General features: G+C 38.8%; 7 protein-coding genes. All 7 read right to left on the reverse strand.

Going from position 1 to position 18,408, the window contains the following annotated elements; all coding sequences use genetic code 11:
* Window positions 1–207: 207 nt before the first annotated feature.
* Window positions 208–1,050, reverse strand: a complete 843-nt coding sequence (locus DSY56_RS04935; protein WP_112444199.1) for an aldo/keto reductase — start codon at window positions 1,048–1,050, stop codon at window positions 208–210.
* Window positions 1,051–1,062: 12 nt separating this feature from the next.
* Window positions 1,063–1,203 carry a hypothetical protein gene (locus tag DSY56_RS12295; RefSeq protein WP_000693317.1) on the reverse strand — a complete coding sequence of 47 codons (141 nt, stop codon included), beginning with the start codon at window positions 1,201–1,203 and terminating at the stop codon, window positions 1,063–1,065.
* Between the two features lie 102 nt (window positions 1,204–1,305).
* Entirely contained in the window at window positions 1,306–2,697 is a 1,392-nt protein-coding gene (pgdA, locus tag DSY56_RS04940; RefSeq protein WP_112444288.1) for a peptidoglycan-N-acetylglucosamine deacetylase PgdA, read from the reverse strand.
* A 234-nt stretch (window positions 2,698–2,931) separates the two neighbouring features.
* Window positions 2,932–3,531, reverse strand: coding sequence for a DUF6088 family protein (locus tag DSY56_RS04945; RefSeq protein WP_112444201.1), 600 nt, complete (start codon window positions 3,529–3,531; stop codon window positions 2,932–2,934).
* Window positions 3,532–3,629: 98 nt separating this feature from the next.
* Window positions 3,630–4,223 carry a hypothetical protein gene (locus DSY56_RS12300; RefSeq protein WP_234990550.1) on the reverse strand — a complete coding sequence of 198 codons (594 nt, stop codon included), beginning with the start codon at window positions 4,221–4,223 and terminating at the stop codon, window positions 3,630–3,632.
* A gap of 20 nt (window positions 4,224–4,243) precedes the next feature.
* Window positions 4,244–4,540, reverse strand: coding sequence for a hypothetical protein (locus DSY56_RS04955; protein WP_234990551.1), 297 nt, complete (start codon window positions 4,538–4,540; stop codon window positions 4,244–4,246).
* A gap of 367 nt (window positions 4,541–4,907) precedes the next feature.
* Complete coding sequence (locus DSY56_RS04960) at window positions 4,908–17,921, reverse strand: Rib/alpha-like domain-containing protein (protein WP_160109911.1); 13,014 nt, start codon at window positions 17,919–17,921, stop codon at window positions 4,908–4,910.
* Window positions 17,922–18,408: the final 487 nt, after the last annotated feature.

Genomic DNA, 18,408 nt, shown 5'->3' on the forward strand with positions numbered 1-18,408 from the left:
GATTTAACCTAGGGGCGTCAGAAACGCGGTTCCACCCTAATTTATTACTTCATTGTTTTTGAAAATACTACAGAAAGCGCCAGCTCTTGATTTTGTTCTACTTGGCTCCCACTATCCCAAGCTCGCTTGAAGAACGCCATAAGACTTTCTTTCCTGCTGACTATTATATCAAAAATTAGAATAATGTACAATTCTTTTTATGATTTTCTAAAAATCCACATCATCAACTCGTGGAGCACCAGATTGAACAGCAATCGTTTTTAAGGTTTCTCGTTCCTCTTTACTTAATTCAATTCCAAAGCAATCAAGATTAGCCTGAATACGAGATGCTGTAACAGATTTCGGAAGTGGTAAAAATCCTTCTGCCAAGCTCCAGGCCAAGGCTATCTGAGCAACAGACTTTCCGTGATTTGTTGCTATTTCTTGCACTTCCTTGCTATCAAAAAGTTCTCCCTGACCAAAAGGGCCCCAAGCTTCCAATAAAATTCCTTTTTCTCTACAGTAAGCTACGACTTCCTCTTGATACACACCTGGTGCCAAGCGAACTTGATTGACCGCAGGAAGGATAGTTGCAGTTTCAAGCAAGGCATCCAAATGATGGGGAAGAAAATTGCTAACGCCGATAGCACGGATTTTCCCTTCTTGATAGAGGTCTTCCATCGCTCTCCAAACTTCCGCATTGCGAGTTTTCCATGCGTCATTTTCTCTAAGTGGTTTTGGGTTCGGCCAATGAATCAAATACAGATCCAAATATTCCAATCCCAGCTTCTCTAAAGACTCTTCAAAAGCCTGACGAGCTTGCTCATAGGTTTGCTGACTATTCCACAACTTCGTAGTTACGAACATTTCTTCACGTGGAACTCCGCTATCTTTGATTGCTTGACCAACACTTTCTTCATTCTGATAAATCGCTGCCGTATCAATATGACGATAACCAGCCTTCAAGGCTTCTAACACTGCACGATAGGCTTCTTCTCCATCCTTAGCCTTAAAAGTTCCAAATCCCAATACTGGAATTTCTACTCCATTATTTAATTGATAGGTATTCATATGCTTCTCCTTCTATTTTATACTCTCTTCAAACCACGTCAACGTCGCCTTGCCGTAGGTATTGTTACTGACTTCGTCAGTTCTATCCACAACCTCAAAACACTGTTTTGAGCAACCTGCAGCTAGTTTCCTAGTTTGCTCTTTGATTTTCATTGAGTATTATTCATCAATTATAGCATAAAACATTTTTTAATTAGTACTATCTTTTGTAAAAAATAAGTCTATCACATATCTGACAGACCTATTTTTTCTTGCTTATTCATCACGACTATAATACAGTTCATGAGCTTTTAGGCGAGTATTGAGCATCTCTGGTATGGTCACAAAGGTATAACCTTGTTTTTTCAAATACTCAATGACCCTTGGCAAGGCATTGACTGTCGGACTGTGAATATCATGCATCAAAACGATAGAGCCGTTAGCTACTTGATGCTGAATTTCCGTCAAAATAGCTGCTTCATTTTTACTCTTCCAGTCCAGACTATCCACATCCCACATGATAAAGCTCAAATCCAAGCTATTGCGAATATCATCTGTAATGGCTCCATAAGGCGGGCGCATGAGTTTTGAACTAGAGCCCAGCACTTTAGTTAGCACATCCTCAGTATCAGTAATCTGCTTTTTAGCTTCATCAAGAGAAAGTTGCGAGAGAATCGGATGGCTCCAACTATGGTTTCCAACAACATGACCTTCGGATTTTATCCTCTTCACCAAGTCCTCATTCCCAGAAACATTTTTCCCAAGCACAAAGAAAGTGGCTTTAACACCATATTTAGCTAGAGTCTCTAATGCCTGCGGGGTCGTTGCTGGATTTGGACCATCATCAAAGGTTAGAGCGACAACTTTTTGATGTTTCTTATCAAAGTAAGACTGGTACAAGGCCGCATCTTTTTCGAGTAAGTACGAAGATTGGATAACATCAAAGAAAGCAGATACTGGCAAGGCTATCTCTTCTAAATTTTCAACCGCAGGACTTGGATAAAGGATAATCTGACTATCCTTGTAATCAAAATTCCATGCAGATAAGTCTTGGTCAGAGAAGTTTTTTATAATCTGCTCACTCTGGTCTTGATCCAATTTTTTATCCTCTAGGACGGAGGTCAATTCTTTTATCAGTTGTTCCTTAGCCTTACTAGCATCTGAAAACAGTTGGTCAAGTGTAAAAGGTTGCCCATCTTCTGTTAAGTGAACCTTTCCTAGACTGGTCTTTTCTGTCTCTTCAACCTTAAAATCAACTAAATCATAGATTTGTTTGGTCACATTACGATTAACGACTCCCTTTAAACCTGACTCTTCTTGCTCTGTATAGTAGAAAACAAGATTGTCCTTACTTTCTAGCTTGTCCTTAACATCTTGATTTATCAGCTCCTTAACAGAGGAAATCACTTGCTCCCCTTGGAGAGGATAATAGGCAATCACTTCGGCTTGACCCTTACGAAAATGCTCCTTCTGATTTCCCTCACTCAATTGATCGTCTTTCTCTTTTTTGAGTGATTCAATCTTTTGCTCAAAACTTTTTTGCTGATACATTTTAAAAGCAATAAATCCGCCTAATAGGCAAATAGAAATTGCTAAAATACCAATCAAAGCCAATAATACATGTCTCTTTTTCCCGTGTCTGCCACGTCCCAGTCTACTTTTATTCATATTTATATCATAACAAATTTGAGCAATAATTTCAATGATACAGTTTGGCAATCCACAATTCCCCTAGAAAGCCAAATCATCTCACATCAACTCGATCAGCCCTATCTGTAGAGATTATGTAGTTTTCTATCTATGGAATTTCTAGTGGATTGAAGCTAGAATAGACACCGTGACTTCTAAAAACATTCTGAGAAATTGATTTATTTTTCTCAATCTATTTATCCTCAAACATCCCTACACCTCTGATATTTTCTTGATAATACTATATACCCAGACACTTGTAGTTTTACCTTCAGCTAGTAATGTTGACTTTTCTTCTTCAGATAATTTTTTCCGTAAGTAGTCAATCTGCTGAGAAGTAATGTTCTCTTTCCCCATTGCCTTGACAGATTGTATCACCATTGCAGTTAAGGTTGACATATTTGAAATATCTCCATTATTTCTATGCTTAAATTCTATCCTTGCCTTACCAACATTAAAACTGGCATACCTTCCATCTGATATATAGGTCCATTTTGCTGGTACCTGCGTAGATAAACCAAGTAAATTAAGGGCTGTGTTTTCCGATGGAGCAATGGTCCAATTATATTTTCTAGCAATAGCATCAGCAACTTCATCCACAGACGCCATTGCATACTCTCCAATCAGTTCTATATATTTTGGTTTATAATAAATACCTTTCAAAATGCGAGTAACCTTTTTGTCTTTTACAAGACGATTTAATGTACTACGAACAGTTTCATATCCTGCAATATCAAAGAAATCATTTGCTATAAAAACTTGATTCGATTCAAAATTTTCTATCCTGTTTACTATTTCCTGCTTATAGTTCATCTATCACGCCTCCTTTGCACCGAATATGATGCTATTTTTGGTGCAAAAAGTCAAATGAGAGTCATTTTATCAAGAGGGAACAGACCTCTTACAATTTCTTATGTAACATCTCTATCCATTTTTATCCCATTTCTTATTTCAGTAATAGCTTGATTATAAAAATCATGATAATCAGCCGTATTTATTTCTTTTATAATAACGCCATATGTACACAAGAGTATTCTCACATTATCATCTAAATATCCAACTTTCGAGTAAAAATACACCTTTGTAAATTCAAAATGTTTCTTCTTGTATGCGAGTAGCCACCACAAATCGATTTCAGCTAAATCGAAAGCAAAACCAAGGATATGCACATCATTGCTTACAAAACAATCAATCCATGAATGATGATAAAAATCATTTTTAGAATTCCATCTTCTTAATAATTCAGACGTATATCCTATCACCTGCGAAAGCAAATAACCATAATGGTATTGTCCTAGTATAATAGAATTTTTTCTGGTTGCTATTCCATGTATATGCCATAGTTTTTTTCGATCACCTAATTTTATATATTGATAGATTCCTAGCTCCCTCTCCTTTTTATTGATTTCCCCCTCCTTCCCATATCCATATAGATTTAAGATTTTTCCAATAGATGGATTAGTACAAATTGTTTTTTCAAATTCAAAGCTGTAATTCGTCGTCAAAATATTCTCTACTTCTAACGTTAATAAGTCCTCAAGAAACTCTTTCTTTTTGAAATCGTCATCTTATCCTTCAAAAAATCAGTTAGTTCCTCTGCGACAGTTTCTTCTTTCCCCTTATAGAGTACTAAAATCCTCATTGGAAAACGCAAAGAATCGCTTATCTCAGCATGTAATGAACGTTTCTCCGCCTCTTTTTCACCTCTAAACTTGTCGACATTAAAGAAATCATCATTTTCTGGCTCGCTTGCAAATAATCTATTGATTCCATTCCCTACTAATAAAATAGGTTTGTTTTTTCTACTTTCATGTTTCCCCATTCCATTACCCTTTCTATTTTTAAAGCGCTTACATCTATTCCTAAAGAAAGATGGATAGAAAGACGCTTTTCAACTTCTTTCTATCCATTACTTCCTTCAAGAGTCCACACCAGCAATTTTCAGTTCCATTTCATGAACTATCTTACTTGTCTCGTGTTTCTTCTTTATCTTACTCTGCCATTGAAGACTTCTACTGATACTAGAGGAGGAAGCATTCCCATCCAAAAGACGGTGTCCTGTTCCCAGAACCATTTCCTCGCTAGAAGCTGAAATATTCCCACTACAGGTTTGCGACTAACTTTTCCTATCGTCATTATCCAGCAATGTAGTAACTTCTATGGTCGCCTGCGATATTTCAACATGTCGCTTATCTTAACTGAGCAAGAATAGCTTTGAGTTTCTCAATCAACTCATCTTCTGTGTGGTCAAACTCTTTCTCATTGGCTAGGAAGGCAACTGCTTGAGCGAGAGTTTCTCGTGCTTGGTCGAGGACTTTCGCATCTACATTTGTAAGGTCGCTTTCTTGCAGAACCTTAGTTAATTCCTTGGTCAATTTCTTGAGTTCTGACTCTTTCTTGCGACGCGCGATGAGGAAGAGAAGGAGACCAAGAAGGGCGAGCAGGCTGCCAATCATCGTACCATATGGAAGATGATCTTGTTCTTTCCTTGTTTCTTTCGTTTCTTCTTCATCCTTAGTCGCTTGCTTACCTCTCAAGGATTCGAGTGCTTCTTTGACCTTGGCAGTCATCTCTTTCAAGCCTGCCTCTGTCAAGTCAGCATTTCTAAGGGCTTCTTGACCCTCTCCGAGAATGACCTTCGTAGCGTCGATGACAGATTGATCAATACCATCCAAGTCTTTCAAACGAGTTTCTAGTTCTTCAACCAATCGAGCAAGCTCAGACTTGTCAACAGGACGAATCTCGCTAGGAGTCGCTGTATTGCCTGAATTGTTTGAAGTGTTTGTAGAAACTGGTGTTTCTTGAGCTGGAGTACTTGCTTGAACCTGTCCAACAGTAGATGATGGAGTAGCAGGGTTCGTGTTGCTACTATCATCAGTCGTCACACCAGGGACTGGAGTGTTACCACTATTACCTGGTGTCACACTGTTGCTATTGCTGTCAGCAGGGGTGGTAGTACCGCCGTTGTTCGTGTTAGCACTGTTATTAGTGTCGCCAGACAACGCTGTCTTAGATGCTTCTAATGCTGACTTGTCGACGTTCGTCAAGCCTGTACGAGCAGTATCTAGGGCTGTCTTAGCTTCATCTGCTTTCTTCTTAGCTTCCGCTACTTCTGCTTCTGTCGCATTACCATCCGCAATCACTTCCTCAGCTTTCTTCAAGGCTTCTTGAGCTTGAGTCTTAGCTGTTTCGAAAGCTTTCTTACTTGCTTCTGTCTTACCAGCTGTTGAAGTTTCTTGGTTGATGTCGCCAGACAACGCTGTCTTAGATGCTTCTAATGCTGACTTGTCGACGTTCGTCAAGCCTGTACGAGCAGTATCTAGGGCTGTCTTAGCTTCATCTGCTTTCTTCTTAGCTTCCGCTACTTCTGCTTCTGTCGCATTACCATCCGCAATCACTTCCTCAGCTTTCTTCAAGGCTTCTTGAGCTTGAGTCTTAGCTGTTTCGAAAGCTTTCTTACTTGCTTCTGTCTTACCAGCTGTTGAAGTTTCTTGGTTGATGTCGCCAGACAACGCTGTCTTAGATGCTTCTAATGCTGACTTGTCAGCAGATTTCACTTCATACGGAACTTCGACAATTTCTGTAGTACTATCTGCATAAGTCACTACCACTTCGATAGTATGAGTTCCAAGAGCAGTTGGATAAGTTGTACCATCTTTTAAGGTTGCTGACGCTTTATTATCAACTGTTACAGCATCCAGCAATTCTTCATTTGTAGGGGTGCTTCCGCCAACTACTTTGCTAATTTTAGTCGTTTCAACCTCATGTTTTGGAACAGTAACAGTATAGTCACGTGCGGAGCTTTCTGCTTCTCCTGTTCCCTTTGTTGCTATAATTTGAACCATACGATTTGTAGTTCCTAATGTTCCATTCGGAACTACAAGTTTATCTCCTACTTTCTTAACAGCAGTATCTGTAGACGCCCAGCTGTTTTCACTTGTAAGAGTGACAGTCTTCGTTCCATCATTTTCTGTAGGAATATTAAATGTAACCTTATCTGCATCTGTTGGAACACTGAACTCATAATCACCATTCATTTTCGCCTTTGACGTCAATTCTGCTGGTTTCGGATGTTTTATAACTACTTCTGAACTACTATCAGATTCTGTTCTATCACTACCAGAAATATACACAACTTTGGCGATGATTTTTGTACCTGGGGCAAGACCTTGAGTTAACGGAACTGAAATATTATTTTTCGTATCGTAGTTACCCTCTTTATCTACCACTGTTTCACCAATCTTAACAGGAGCTTTAGTAGTGTCAGTTGCATCATAAAGTTCTACAGTCGTTCCGCTATTCACGTTGTTAACTGTCAAGCTTGTTGCACCGGTTGTTGCCCCTTCTACTGTCGGCGTTAATGGTTTAACTTCAAATGTTACATCAAATTTTTCAGAACGATACCAATTTATTTGACCGTTATCTCCTGCCATAAAGACTTGAATACCATCTTTATACTTACCAAGGTAATTTGCTTTTTGTTTTTCAGAAGTTCTACTATAACTTGCATATTCTGAATAACCGTTACCTGATGTTGATTTCCAAGCAGAAGATGTCCTTGGTGAATTAGACAAAAAGTAAGTCTGAGCATTATTACTTGTTCCACCAAAATCCGTTCCAAAAGTAGTTGTTACATGTTTCGTTAGAGGAACAGCATGATAAACTTTCAAATTGATATCAATAGTTTGCTCCACACTTTCTTCTGTACCATCAGCATTTGTTACACGATAAGTAACTTTTACGCTACCTTTTGTATTCTCCCCACTTTCGTTTGTTGTAACATTTGTACTTGGTTTATTATCCCATACTACCGTTACACCATCTGTTGGTTTATTTACATTAGCGTTACTCTGATTTTTAAACTGTACATACCTTTCAGGCTGTTCTCCTTCAGGCAACGCCTGATTTAGCAATGTTGTAAATTTATCTTTTTTAGCTACAACTGTTGGATAAACCGTTACTGGTACACTTACTTCCGTTAGAGGGCGTGTTTGATTATTCGTTTCTGTCTTTTCAGAGATGAGCAATGTTGCAGTGCGTGTTCCTACTGTCGTAAAATCAGGTGTTTCTTTCCAAGTAGCAGTCAAATAGTTTGGAAGTGTTGCCGCTTGTCCATTTTCTTGATAGTTCAAGAGACGCTCTGGATGATTTTTCAATTCACTAAACGCGTCATTCCCTGCAATTTGTTTGATAGATTTTCCTGTAAATGTACGATTCTCTACAACACTGTATTCTCTAGCATCACTTGTTTGACCAAAGGCTGTTTGAGTTACAGTGACTTTATTTGTCGAATAGCCAACTTTATTATTTTGTTCTGTTTGGTGTAGGTAGGTACCTTCTGGAAGATCATAAGACCAAGTTCCATTAGTAGGAGTGATAGTTACTTCTGTATTATCTTGGAAATGTAATGTTACCTTAGTAGCACCATTAACAGCCGTACCTGAAATAGTACGATCAGTATCTCTCAACTTATCACCAGAGGTTGCTGTGATAGTCGGTGATTCAAGTTTAACCGTCTGATTTCCTTCTACCGTAACCATGGCTACATCTGGAAGTGTAACCAATGTCCTACCATTCTCCTCTACAACTATGTTTGTAGCTGTTGGATTTAATTTCTGAACAGATGCTCTAACTGATTCTTTTTCAGTACTTGTTAAATCAGTAGTATTTTTAACTGGCGTTTTTTCAGGTGTTACAACTATTGGAACATTCACATCTTTGGAACTTCCATCCGTATATGTCACCTTAACAACTACCACACCACCATTATCCGGTACATCACCAACAACATCCTTAGCTTTTATATGCACTTCTTTCACAGCTGCTTTTATCTCATCTGCTGTATGAACTGCATTTTTAACATTCCTTATCAATGCTGTGACTTCGGGTTTATACTTCTCAGACTGATTCTGTTCACGAACATTCCCGTTCAATCTTGCTATCGGGATTGTATCTCCTGTATTAACACCTGCTCCTGCATGACGGTAAGTAACATCACCATTTGTTGCAACCTGTAATTCAGCAAGATTAACTGACGGATTAGCTTTCTTGACAGCTGCTTTTACAGCCTCTATTTCTGTAGAAGTCAAAGAATTTGGATTAACAACTGGCACCTGATCAATTGATGCTAATCCTGACCATGCTTCCGTTTCGTATGAGTCTACTTGACCGTTTAGATTACTTTCATGACGAACTACAACTCTGTCTCCAGCACGAAACTTCTCTGAACCTGCTAATGTAACTGTGATACTTCCGTCACCTGAAATACTAATAGTACGATCATTACGACTGTTAGTATATCCGTTATCAGTTTTTGTGAGTTGCATTCCGACACCACGAATACTTAAATGAAGTTTATCTCCAGTTGACACAGGAGTTTCTGGTTTGATTGTAACAGTGTTGTCACCTTCATTAAATGTTGAAGTAATATCAACTGGTTTAACTTCTAGGATAGGGACTTTCACTTCTTTTTTAGAGTTATCAGAATACGTTAATTCTACCGTAACAACCTTCTTACCATTATCTTCTGTAATAGCTCCATTATTTTTAATTGCTTTTGAAGTTGGTGTCGGTTGACCTGCTGGTATCGTAATCTTACCTAATACACGATCATTTTGCGAAGTTGCTATACGCCCTTGTACAGATGCATCTTTTTCAGCTTTAACAGAAGCTGTTGTTATAGCTGGTTTTGATTTATTAGCATCAGTAGTATTTAACGGAACTTCTACTATATCATTTGAACCATCTGGGTATGTCACACGTGCAGTTACAAACCAAGTTCCATCAGGTTTGGTCTGAACATTTGCATTTGTCATCTCAAATGTTAAGTTTGTTGTATTATTACGTACGTTAACTGTCCCTCTATCCGTTGCAAAAGTTAAAGTATCTTTAACCTTATTAAATTCGGCTGTAGTCAAGCTAGTGTTCGGCTGTGTAATATCACGTTCAATTGTTACTGTAGATACAGACGGCGTATATTTCACAGCTTGAGTTAAGATTTTAAAGACCACACGCGTTGGATTTGAGGCATTATTTGGTTGAATTTGTTTCAATTCATTGCCTGAAGCATCCATAGTAGAAACAAAGCGAGTAATCAAAGTCTGTCCATTGGTCCATAGCGCACTACCATTTCTAGCATCCACTTTACCGGTAATGAAGACCTCTTTTGGTGCTGTAATCTCTAAATTATTTTGAAGATCTTGTCTATTATATTCTAATCCATAAGACAAATGAGCACCTATTGCATCAGCATATAGAAGAACTGTTCTTAATTTCCCAGAATCATCATTGAATGTTCCTAATCGAATAGGATTCGCTGTTATATCCTCTGTAGGTGTTACATATACAACACGATCTCCGTTACTCTCTACAGCTGTATATACTGAATCAAATTCAAATGTTGGAGGTATTTTATCCCCTATTTTTGCATTTTCAGATGTAGTTGTACTATCTAAACCTTTAGCTGTGACTTTAGCTGTAACAGTAGCGCTATCTTTCACTGCACGATCCTTAATCGTTACTGTCCCTGTAGTTTCATCAATAATCACTCCATCTGCCGGCGCATTGATTAGTGTCCACCTACCATTTGTCTTCTGAGCTGTCACTGTTACTGGTGCACCTGTGGACGTTGCTGTATTTGTATAGGTTATACTTAAATCATTCGCATTCGTTTCGTTTGAATTCGTAATGACTACATCACCATTGTCTTTTGGTGTTACGACTGGCGCTGTTGGCTTTAATTCAAAGGTAATCGTTTTTTCTATATAACGACGACCATTTATCTCTGTATTATCACCAGTTTGACCAGACACCACTGTACCAATACCCTCTACTCCTGCATAATTTTGAGGGAAGTAAGCTCTGGCTTTCACTACATAGCGACCAGGATCAGTATATCTTAAGGTACGTGTTGTGGTACCAGTCGCCTCATCTACATAACGGAAAGTCATATTTTGAGGGAAATTTCCCGTATCTTGACGATTATTACCATCATTTACTGTTAAAAAGTGATTTGGATCTGGAATATTTTCCCCTTTAGTCACAGGTACCGTAATAGAATCAACATTCGGTTGCTCCGAACGTCCTGTTTCAAAGTCTAAATCAACCACCTTAACACGAAACTTCACTTCTGCCTGATTACCAGATGAAATACCATTTGTACCATCTGATACTTTTAGCGTAACTGTAGTAGTTCCTAACTGGGCATCTGTTGCTACAGTTCCTTTAATTATATGTTCAGCAGGTGTTTGTTCTGTCTTACCAGTTAACGTTAAGCTATCATTATTCGTACCAGTCCCACCAAATGACACCCCACTTGGCAATCCATTCATGTACTGAACATTAACACGTCCTGCTATTTCATTATCAAATAAAGTCAATGGTAATTCTAACTTCGCACCACGGAATACAGTAACAACTGGAGAACTTGATTCATTAGCAGACAGTATACTTACTCTATTTCCGTCTGATTTATTAGTTAATTTAACCGTCGGAGGCGTCTCCTCGGTTACATTGAATACAACATTTTTTTCAACCCTTTCCGGTGTATAAATGGTTACATTCTTACCATCAATTTCCTTCTTAGTCGGTCCTCCTGTAGGGAATGTTGTAACAACTTTATAATCTGTATTTCGTCCTGCACTTGTTAAACGAGTCGTATTAGGTACTTCACTAGTATTCTTAGTCCACTTATATGTCGTACCATCTGGAAGATAAGTATCTGAAGGAGTGGAATTAGTTTCCCCAACTGCTCCTATAAATTCACTAGCATTTCCTAACTCTGAGTTTAATGTAGCTGTTTTAGGGCTATTTTTCACTTCAAGATCCGCAATTACGTACTTAAACTTATATGTTCTTTCATTGTTTAATGCATCTTTCACGACAACATTAGCTTCACGTTCACCTAAAGGAGCATTCTGTTCAACAGTGTTATTAGTTGATAATGTATACGTTGTACCATTATTCATATCCCCAGTTTTCGGCGCATCAGTCCCGCCTTGTTTGTTGAACCATACTCCGTTTGGAATTCCACTTGCTTTTAAGTAAGTAGTTTTTCCAGAATTATCGTTCACTTCAAAGGTTGGATTAAATCTTGCCCCTCGATAAATGACAAATCGATTATCATCTGCATTTTCTGTCAATGCGACACCATTCATTTTCACAGTCGGAGCTTCCTTATCACTCTTCTCGACCGCTACCTTGATGTCTTCTGTAGAAAGGTCTGGGTATGTAATTATTGCCCCTACATAATAGGTACCATCAGCATCTCGCTTAATTGCACCATTTTCTTTCATAACTATTTCCAAGTCAGTTGTATCATGGGATACTTTTACATCACCTTTAGTCGTAGTAAACTGAATCTTGGACTTAATCGCAGTAAATTCATCTTGACTCACCGTCTGTCCAGCTGCAGTAATATCTTTTGCAAGAGCTTGTGTCGCTACTATCGGTTCATATTTAACTGCTTGTGTCAATACTTTTAAGGCAACACGAGTTGGATTTGTGATACTTGCACTGAGCTCTCTAACAAAATTATCCGAAGCATCTGTTGCGACAATATAACGAGTATACAATGCATCGCCATTACGCCAAGGTCTATTACCATTTTTCTGTGTTAATTTACCAGTAACTGTAATATCTCTTGGAGCAGTTACTTCTTGATTGTCAGTCTTAACCAAGTCATTATAAGTTAATCCAGAACCTAGCGCAAAACCTAGATTATTCTGTTCGGATAATCTCACTTCACGTAATTTACCTGAGTTATCATTCACAGTAGCTAATGTTATAGAACCATTGTCTAGGTCTTCTGTAGGGGTTATATAAGCCACACGCTCACCATTGACAACTTCTGTATATTTCTCATTAAATGTAATCGTTGGTAATACGCGCTCACCAACATTTGAAGTTGCACTTGTGGTTGTGCTATCTATATCATCAACTGTCACTAGTTTAGCTGTAACGCTAGCATTATCCTTCACTTGACGGTCTTTAATAGTGACTTTCCCAGTAGCACTATCAATAGTCACGCCATCAGAAGGCGTACCATCGCTTAATACCCAAACATTTCCCGTTTTTGTTGCCGTTAGATTCTTTTGAACATTATTTTTATCTGTATAAGAAAAGCTCAATCGGTTAACATTTGCTTGATTTGTAGGACTCACTATCACATCGCCGTTAGTTTCAGCAGACACTTCTGGGGCTGTCGGTCTAACTTGAAACTCTATATCACGAGCTATATAAGTACGTCCTGTAATTTCTGAAATCTTATCTCCAGTTGCATTAGTTGGAGTTATCGGCAATCCCTTAGTCGAAACTGTATTCGTTGGGAAGAAAGCTGCTGCTTTTACATTATATTTTCCTGGAGTCGTGAATTGTAAGTTCGTTTTAAATTCAGTTCCATTAGTACCTGTAATATAACGGAAAGTCATTCCTTGCGGAAGGATATAATCACTTCTTCGAGTTCCTTCTGTACCTGTTAGATAAGTGTTTGGATCAGCAGTATTTTTATTTAAAGTTGCTTCGGTAACAATTTTTTTGTCATTCCCACTAGATGAATACCCTTGTTCAAATGCAACATCTAGCACACGAATATTAAATTTGACTTCTTTTTTATTCCCTTGATCCACATCTCCATTAGTAGCATCAGATACTTTCAATGTAACAGTTTGTACTCCAAGATTTGCATCAGAAGCAACTCTACCTCTCACAGTATAAGTACCAGGTGTAGTTTCGGTTTTACCACTTTCCTTAATTGTCGTAGAGGTAGTTACATTTTCATTACTATTGAACGACACACCCTTTGGAAGACCAGCTTTATAACTAATATTCACTTTTCCTGTGCTAACATTGTCATAATACTTTAATGGTAATTCAAGTGTTGCTCCACGATAAACATCGACTGTAGTAACAGAAGCATCATCAGTTAATGTAACTTCTTCATTACTTCCTTTGTTGGTTAATTTTACAGTTGGAGCTTCCATATCTGATGGAACAGTAGTCGTGCTTGCCTCACTTAATCCAGTTGTATTAGACTTTTGCTGTGCAATAACCTGCGTTCTCGAACGAGCAACGCCAAATGGAATCGTAACTGTTGCAGTTCCATCTGTGCCATTAGTAATTCTAACATTCGAGTCCGGTTGAGCTAAACTCCAGTTTTGATTATTTTTGTTTAAAATAGTATTCTGAGTCGCTCCGTTTTCAGTCACATATGAAATAATTGCTGCATTTGCATCGTTTCTCCCGATTGTTGCAGTCACATCTCCTGTTGAAGTTGTGACAAGTTCTGGTTTTGTTGCGAACGGAACAATTGGTGTTGTGGCATGGATAGATTGTGTACTAAGAGAAGATTGTACTCCCCTATATACCTCATCTGTATTCTCTCGAACAAGAGCCATTACCATTCTGACATCATCTGTCCCCAAAGCCTCTTGTTTATAATTTTCTGGTCTAAAAGTAACTTTCCCGTCTTCTCTCAATAAACTCGAAGCTACAATTTGGTAATTTTGCGCAGGTCTAGTGAATTCATTCTCGTTATTCGACCCACCTTTTACTAGAAACACTTTCCATTGAAGACGATCATCACCTACTTGAGTTGTTGTATTTGCTGGATAAGTAAAACCTTGACCCTCAATAATAGGACGCTCATTTCCCGTTTTTTCTGACTTCCCTTTTAAATCATCATTTGTTGTTTTGAAATTTCCTGCCAACGGTGGCAACACAAGTGTAGCGGTTGTTGTCAATTCGTTTCCGGTTACGGTTGTTGCAGTAACTGATAAGGTGTGAAGTCCTGATATATTTTTATTGAAATTTCCACGTGCTGCAATGGTCATACTTGTGGTTCCTGTACCTTCTTTTACCCAAGTAACTCCCAGACCATCTGCACCACTTATGCGAATATCTTTAATCTTATCAGCACTCTTAGCAAGAAACTTAATTCCACTACCACCAACCTGTTGATCCAAAGGCCATTTAATAAGCTTATCGTTTTTAAAATCCCGACCATTCAGTGTTAAGCCCACTTTCAAATCTGTATTTTTAAAATCTGCTTCCGCGCTAAAATCAGTTGTTTTCGAACGTTGCTTAGCAAATACATGGGTGTTCAATGCAGCTGTCCCTGCAGTCATATGAACAGTTGCAGTTCCATCACGATTATCAACGACTGTTACTGTAGAGTTAGCATTGCTATTATCTTTATTCCAATAGCTATCTTGTCCTCTGGTAAATGCGACAACCTGTTGTCTACCAGCTGCGTCTGTATATCGAACTTCCGCTTTTGTAGCTCCCTTTTGACCAATGGTTGTCGTAATACTATCATCTACATTTTTTTCAATGATTGGCTTTGTTTCAAAAGGACGAGCAACTGCTGTTTTTTCATTTGACGGATCAGAAAAGACTAGATTAGTGGTATTTCCGTTTTGTGTATACGACTCACCCTTAGCTACGGTTTTAACAAGATAAGTACCTATACCAACTTCAACATCTTTGAAACGTGCACGACCGCTACTATCTGCCGCAGCTCTTTTTACTTCTTCAAGTTCTCCATTCGCCAACTTACGATAGAGAACCATTTCAACCCCTTTGGTTCCATTTGTTGCCTCAACTGTTACTCTCTTTCCAACAGAATCAGTGAGTTCTGTTGATAGAGATGGAGTTTTCGGTTTGACAACAAAGGTCAGTCCAATCAGTTCTGATGAACCATCTCCTGTCGGACCATCAAATTTTCTTTCAAGCACATAGTTCGTCGCTCCTGGTGTATCCATTATCTGTCTTGCACCAGAATAACCGACTAACTCTGTTCCCAATTTATAAATTTTATAGGTCGCAGGTGCACCATTTGCTTGGTTAGCTTCCACTTTATTACCAGAATTTATAAGATATGATGTATAATCTATCGTCTTAAAATAGGGATAATTGGTATCTCCAACTGTTATCAAGGTATCTGTATCAAAAGGTTTATCTGCCTTGACACTAAATACACCAGAGACTACTTCTCCTCCATTACCGTCTCCAAAGTTGGTAACACCTCTTTTTCCTTGACTAATAAAAAATACCCCGTCTCCCTGCGTTTCTGCTGGATATTTCTCAATCAAGTCAACTTCATCATTTGTTCTAGCGTACCATTGGTTAATCAATTGACGAGTAGAACCCTCAACACGCTTAAGTCCACTAGCAAAAGTTAAAGAACGTAAATCACGTGAACCGTTCGTTTCAAAAGTAATCTCATAAGAACGATCATCCTCACGATCCAACTGGAAAGTATATACATCTTTGACATCTGCCATAATACGAGAGAATTTCTCGTTTGAATACTTTTGAATATTGGGATCAGTTTCAATAACTCTATCACGATAGTAAAATCCTCTGTCTGTCAAGTGCGCTGCACCATGAGTTGCTTGTCGCGCAATACCTTCTAAGGTACCTACATCAAATTGCTGTGCTGCAGTTGTCCCAACTACTGATATTCTTGCATTCGTATTGTCTTTCGTACCTTTTTGAACATCTTGAAGCCTAGCACCTCTAAAAGGTGAGTTCTGAGGAAGATTTGCAAAGGCGTTTGCTAATGCATCCTTCAGCTCATTTTCTCCTGGAGCAACAGATGGTCGTTCTATCAAAGAACCACCATTTTTATTAAACGTTTGAACCGCAACAGTTCCACTCCTTAAAGTTTGCCCTTGTGGCAATGTAAAGTAAAATTTATTTACCCCTAGAGTCTTGTGTTCTCCATTGACAACAATCTTCCAACGCAAACCTGTATCAGTTCGTCTTACATCTATATGGAAATTTTTATAAGCCTCTGAAATTTGTCCGCCTTCATAGTACGGGGTACCTACTCCACCTTTTGAGTAAAATACATAAGTATATTTAGAGTAAGGAGAACCGTTTTGACCATTTTCAAAGAAATATCCTGTCTTACTATTATACGTAGCAGTCTCTATATGAGCCGCTCTATCCTGCCCTGCCGCACGTCTCGTACGAGTTGGTGCGCCTGCTGGTATCGAGCGGAAACCTGACCATCCTGTAGCGTTGGTACGCGGTTGAATGGTTACATTGTTTTCACTTGGAGTTGCAGGTCCTGTTACCACTCCTGCATTTGCTTCATTTTCAGCAAGAACTCCTTCGATCAGTTCACGTGATTTTTTCAGGTCTGCTAAGGCAGCATTAAAATCTTCTTGACTGATGGTATCGCCTTTAGAGAAGGCCTCATTGAACTTATCAACAGCTGCCTTCGCTGCTTGGATCTTATCTTCCGACGCATTGTTTGCTCGGAGTTGATTAGTGATAAACTCTAGCTCATCTTTTAGGTCATAAACACCATTTTTACCTTCTGTGTTGGTGTAGGTTGGGAGCGTCTGTGGAGTCGTTTGAGAGCCAGCTCCAGAACCTGTTGAGTCTCCTCCAGCAGATGGCGTAACTTGATTTTCATCTGATGTAGGCTCGCTCAAAGCTCTTCTACGACCTTTTCCTCCACTTGGTTGCGCAGTCGTAGCTCCCTCTGGAGTAGCAAGTCCAGTAGATGCCAAACCTGTAGATGTCAGACCTGCTTTTTCCAAGATTGTTGGAGTTTCTAGGCTAGGTGTCAAGGCTTGATTGACACGGCTCATAAGCTCAGCCATCAGTCTTGCTTGCTCATCAACCTGCGCTTGCGTCGCTTTTGGATCTTCCAAAACTGCCTTAGCTGCTGCTAAACGCGCTTCCACTTCAGCATGAAGTTCCTGCATTGAGCTAAGCGTTAGGTTTGCCAACAAAGCTTGCAAATTGCTTTGGGTTGATTTGGCTGCTGTCGTATCAGCGACGGTCGGCTCTTCTTGCTCTCTTACTTCTCCTGCTTGAGAAGGTTCTTGGCTAGCTGGATTTGTCTCTGACTGAGCAGAGTTAGACTCAGCTACTGCTTGCCCTTGATTTGTTCCCTCAGCTGGTGCTTCTTGCGTTTTCACCTCATCAGGTGCTTTAAGTTCAGCTGGCTGGTCAGTTAAAACCTTGTTCGAGTCTCCCTCATCCGAGCTTCCTAAATCACCGTCTGCCTTTCCATCAGACCCCACCGTAGCTACTTCATTTGCCGTAGCTGGAGTGATGGGTTCATGCGCTGCTACTGCCCCGTTGGCAAAGAACATCAATGCTGCAACCGCGACACTGGCAGCACCAAAGTGGTATTTTCGAATCGAATATCGGAAAACCTTTTCTTTGTTATATTTTCCAAAGTCCATGAAATCTTTCTCCTTTTTTGTAAGTTGTTTTGAAAACAAAAATAGCCTTATCATCTTCAAACTCACATGATATTAAATAGTATTGATAGCACTATTTAACCCACTGCACCCAGTGTACAGTCTAGTAATAATTATACCATACCCCCCCGAATTTACCATCTAATCATCCAAAAATCTTGATTTTTAGAGAATTTTTTAGTATATGCTTATTATATTGATTATAGATATACGCTTTTTTGATTTATTTCCTAGAAACTAATAACTTTTCTATATCTTTATTTATGAAAATTTTAGTATAATAATAGTTATAATTGGCTGATTTTTAGTAGTGTGAATATATTAAATATAATTTAGAAACCAAGTATGGATTCAAATTTTAGTTTGAAAAACCTCCCTATTTTGGGATTGGAAGAGCTTATCATCAGTTTCTGAAAAATGTCTAAGACTTACGGGACTTGTTCGATACCTATTTGTAGCAAGATTAAAT

The sequence above is a fragment of the Streptococcus sp. 596553 genome, assembly GCF_900411395.1.
Lineage (GTDB): Bacteria > Bacillota > Bacilli > Lactobacillales > Streptococcaceae > Streptococcus > Streptococcus mitis_BA.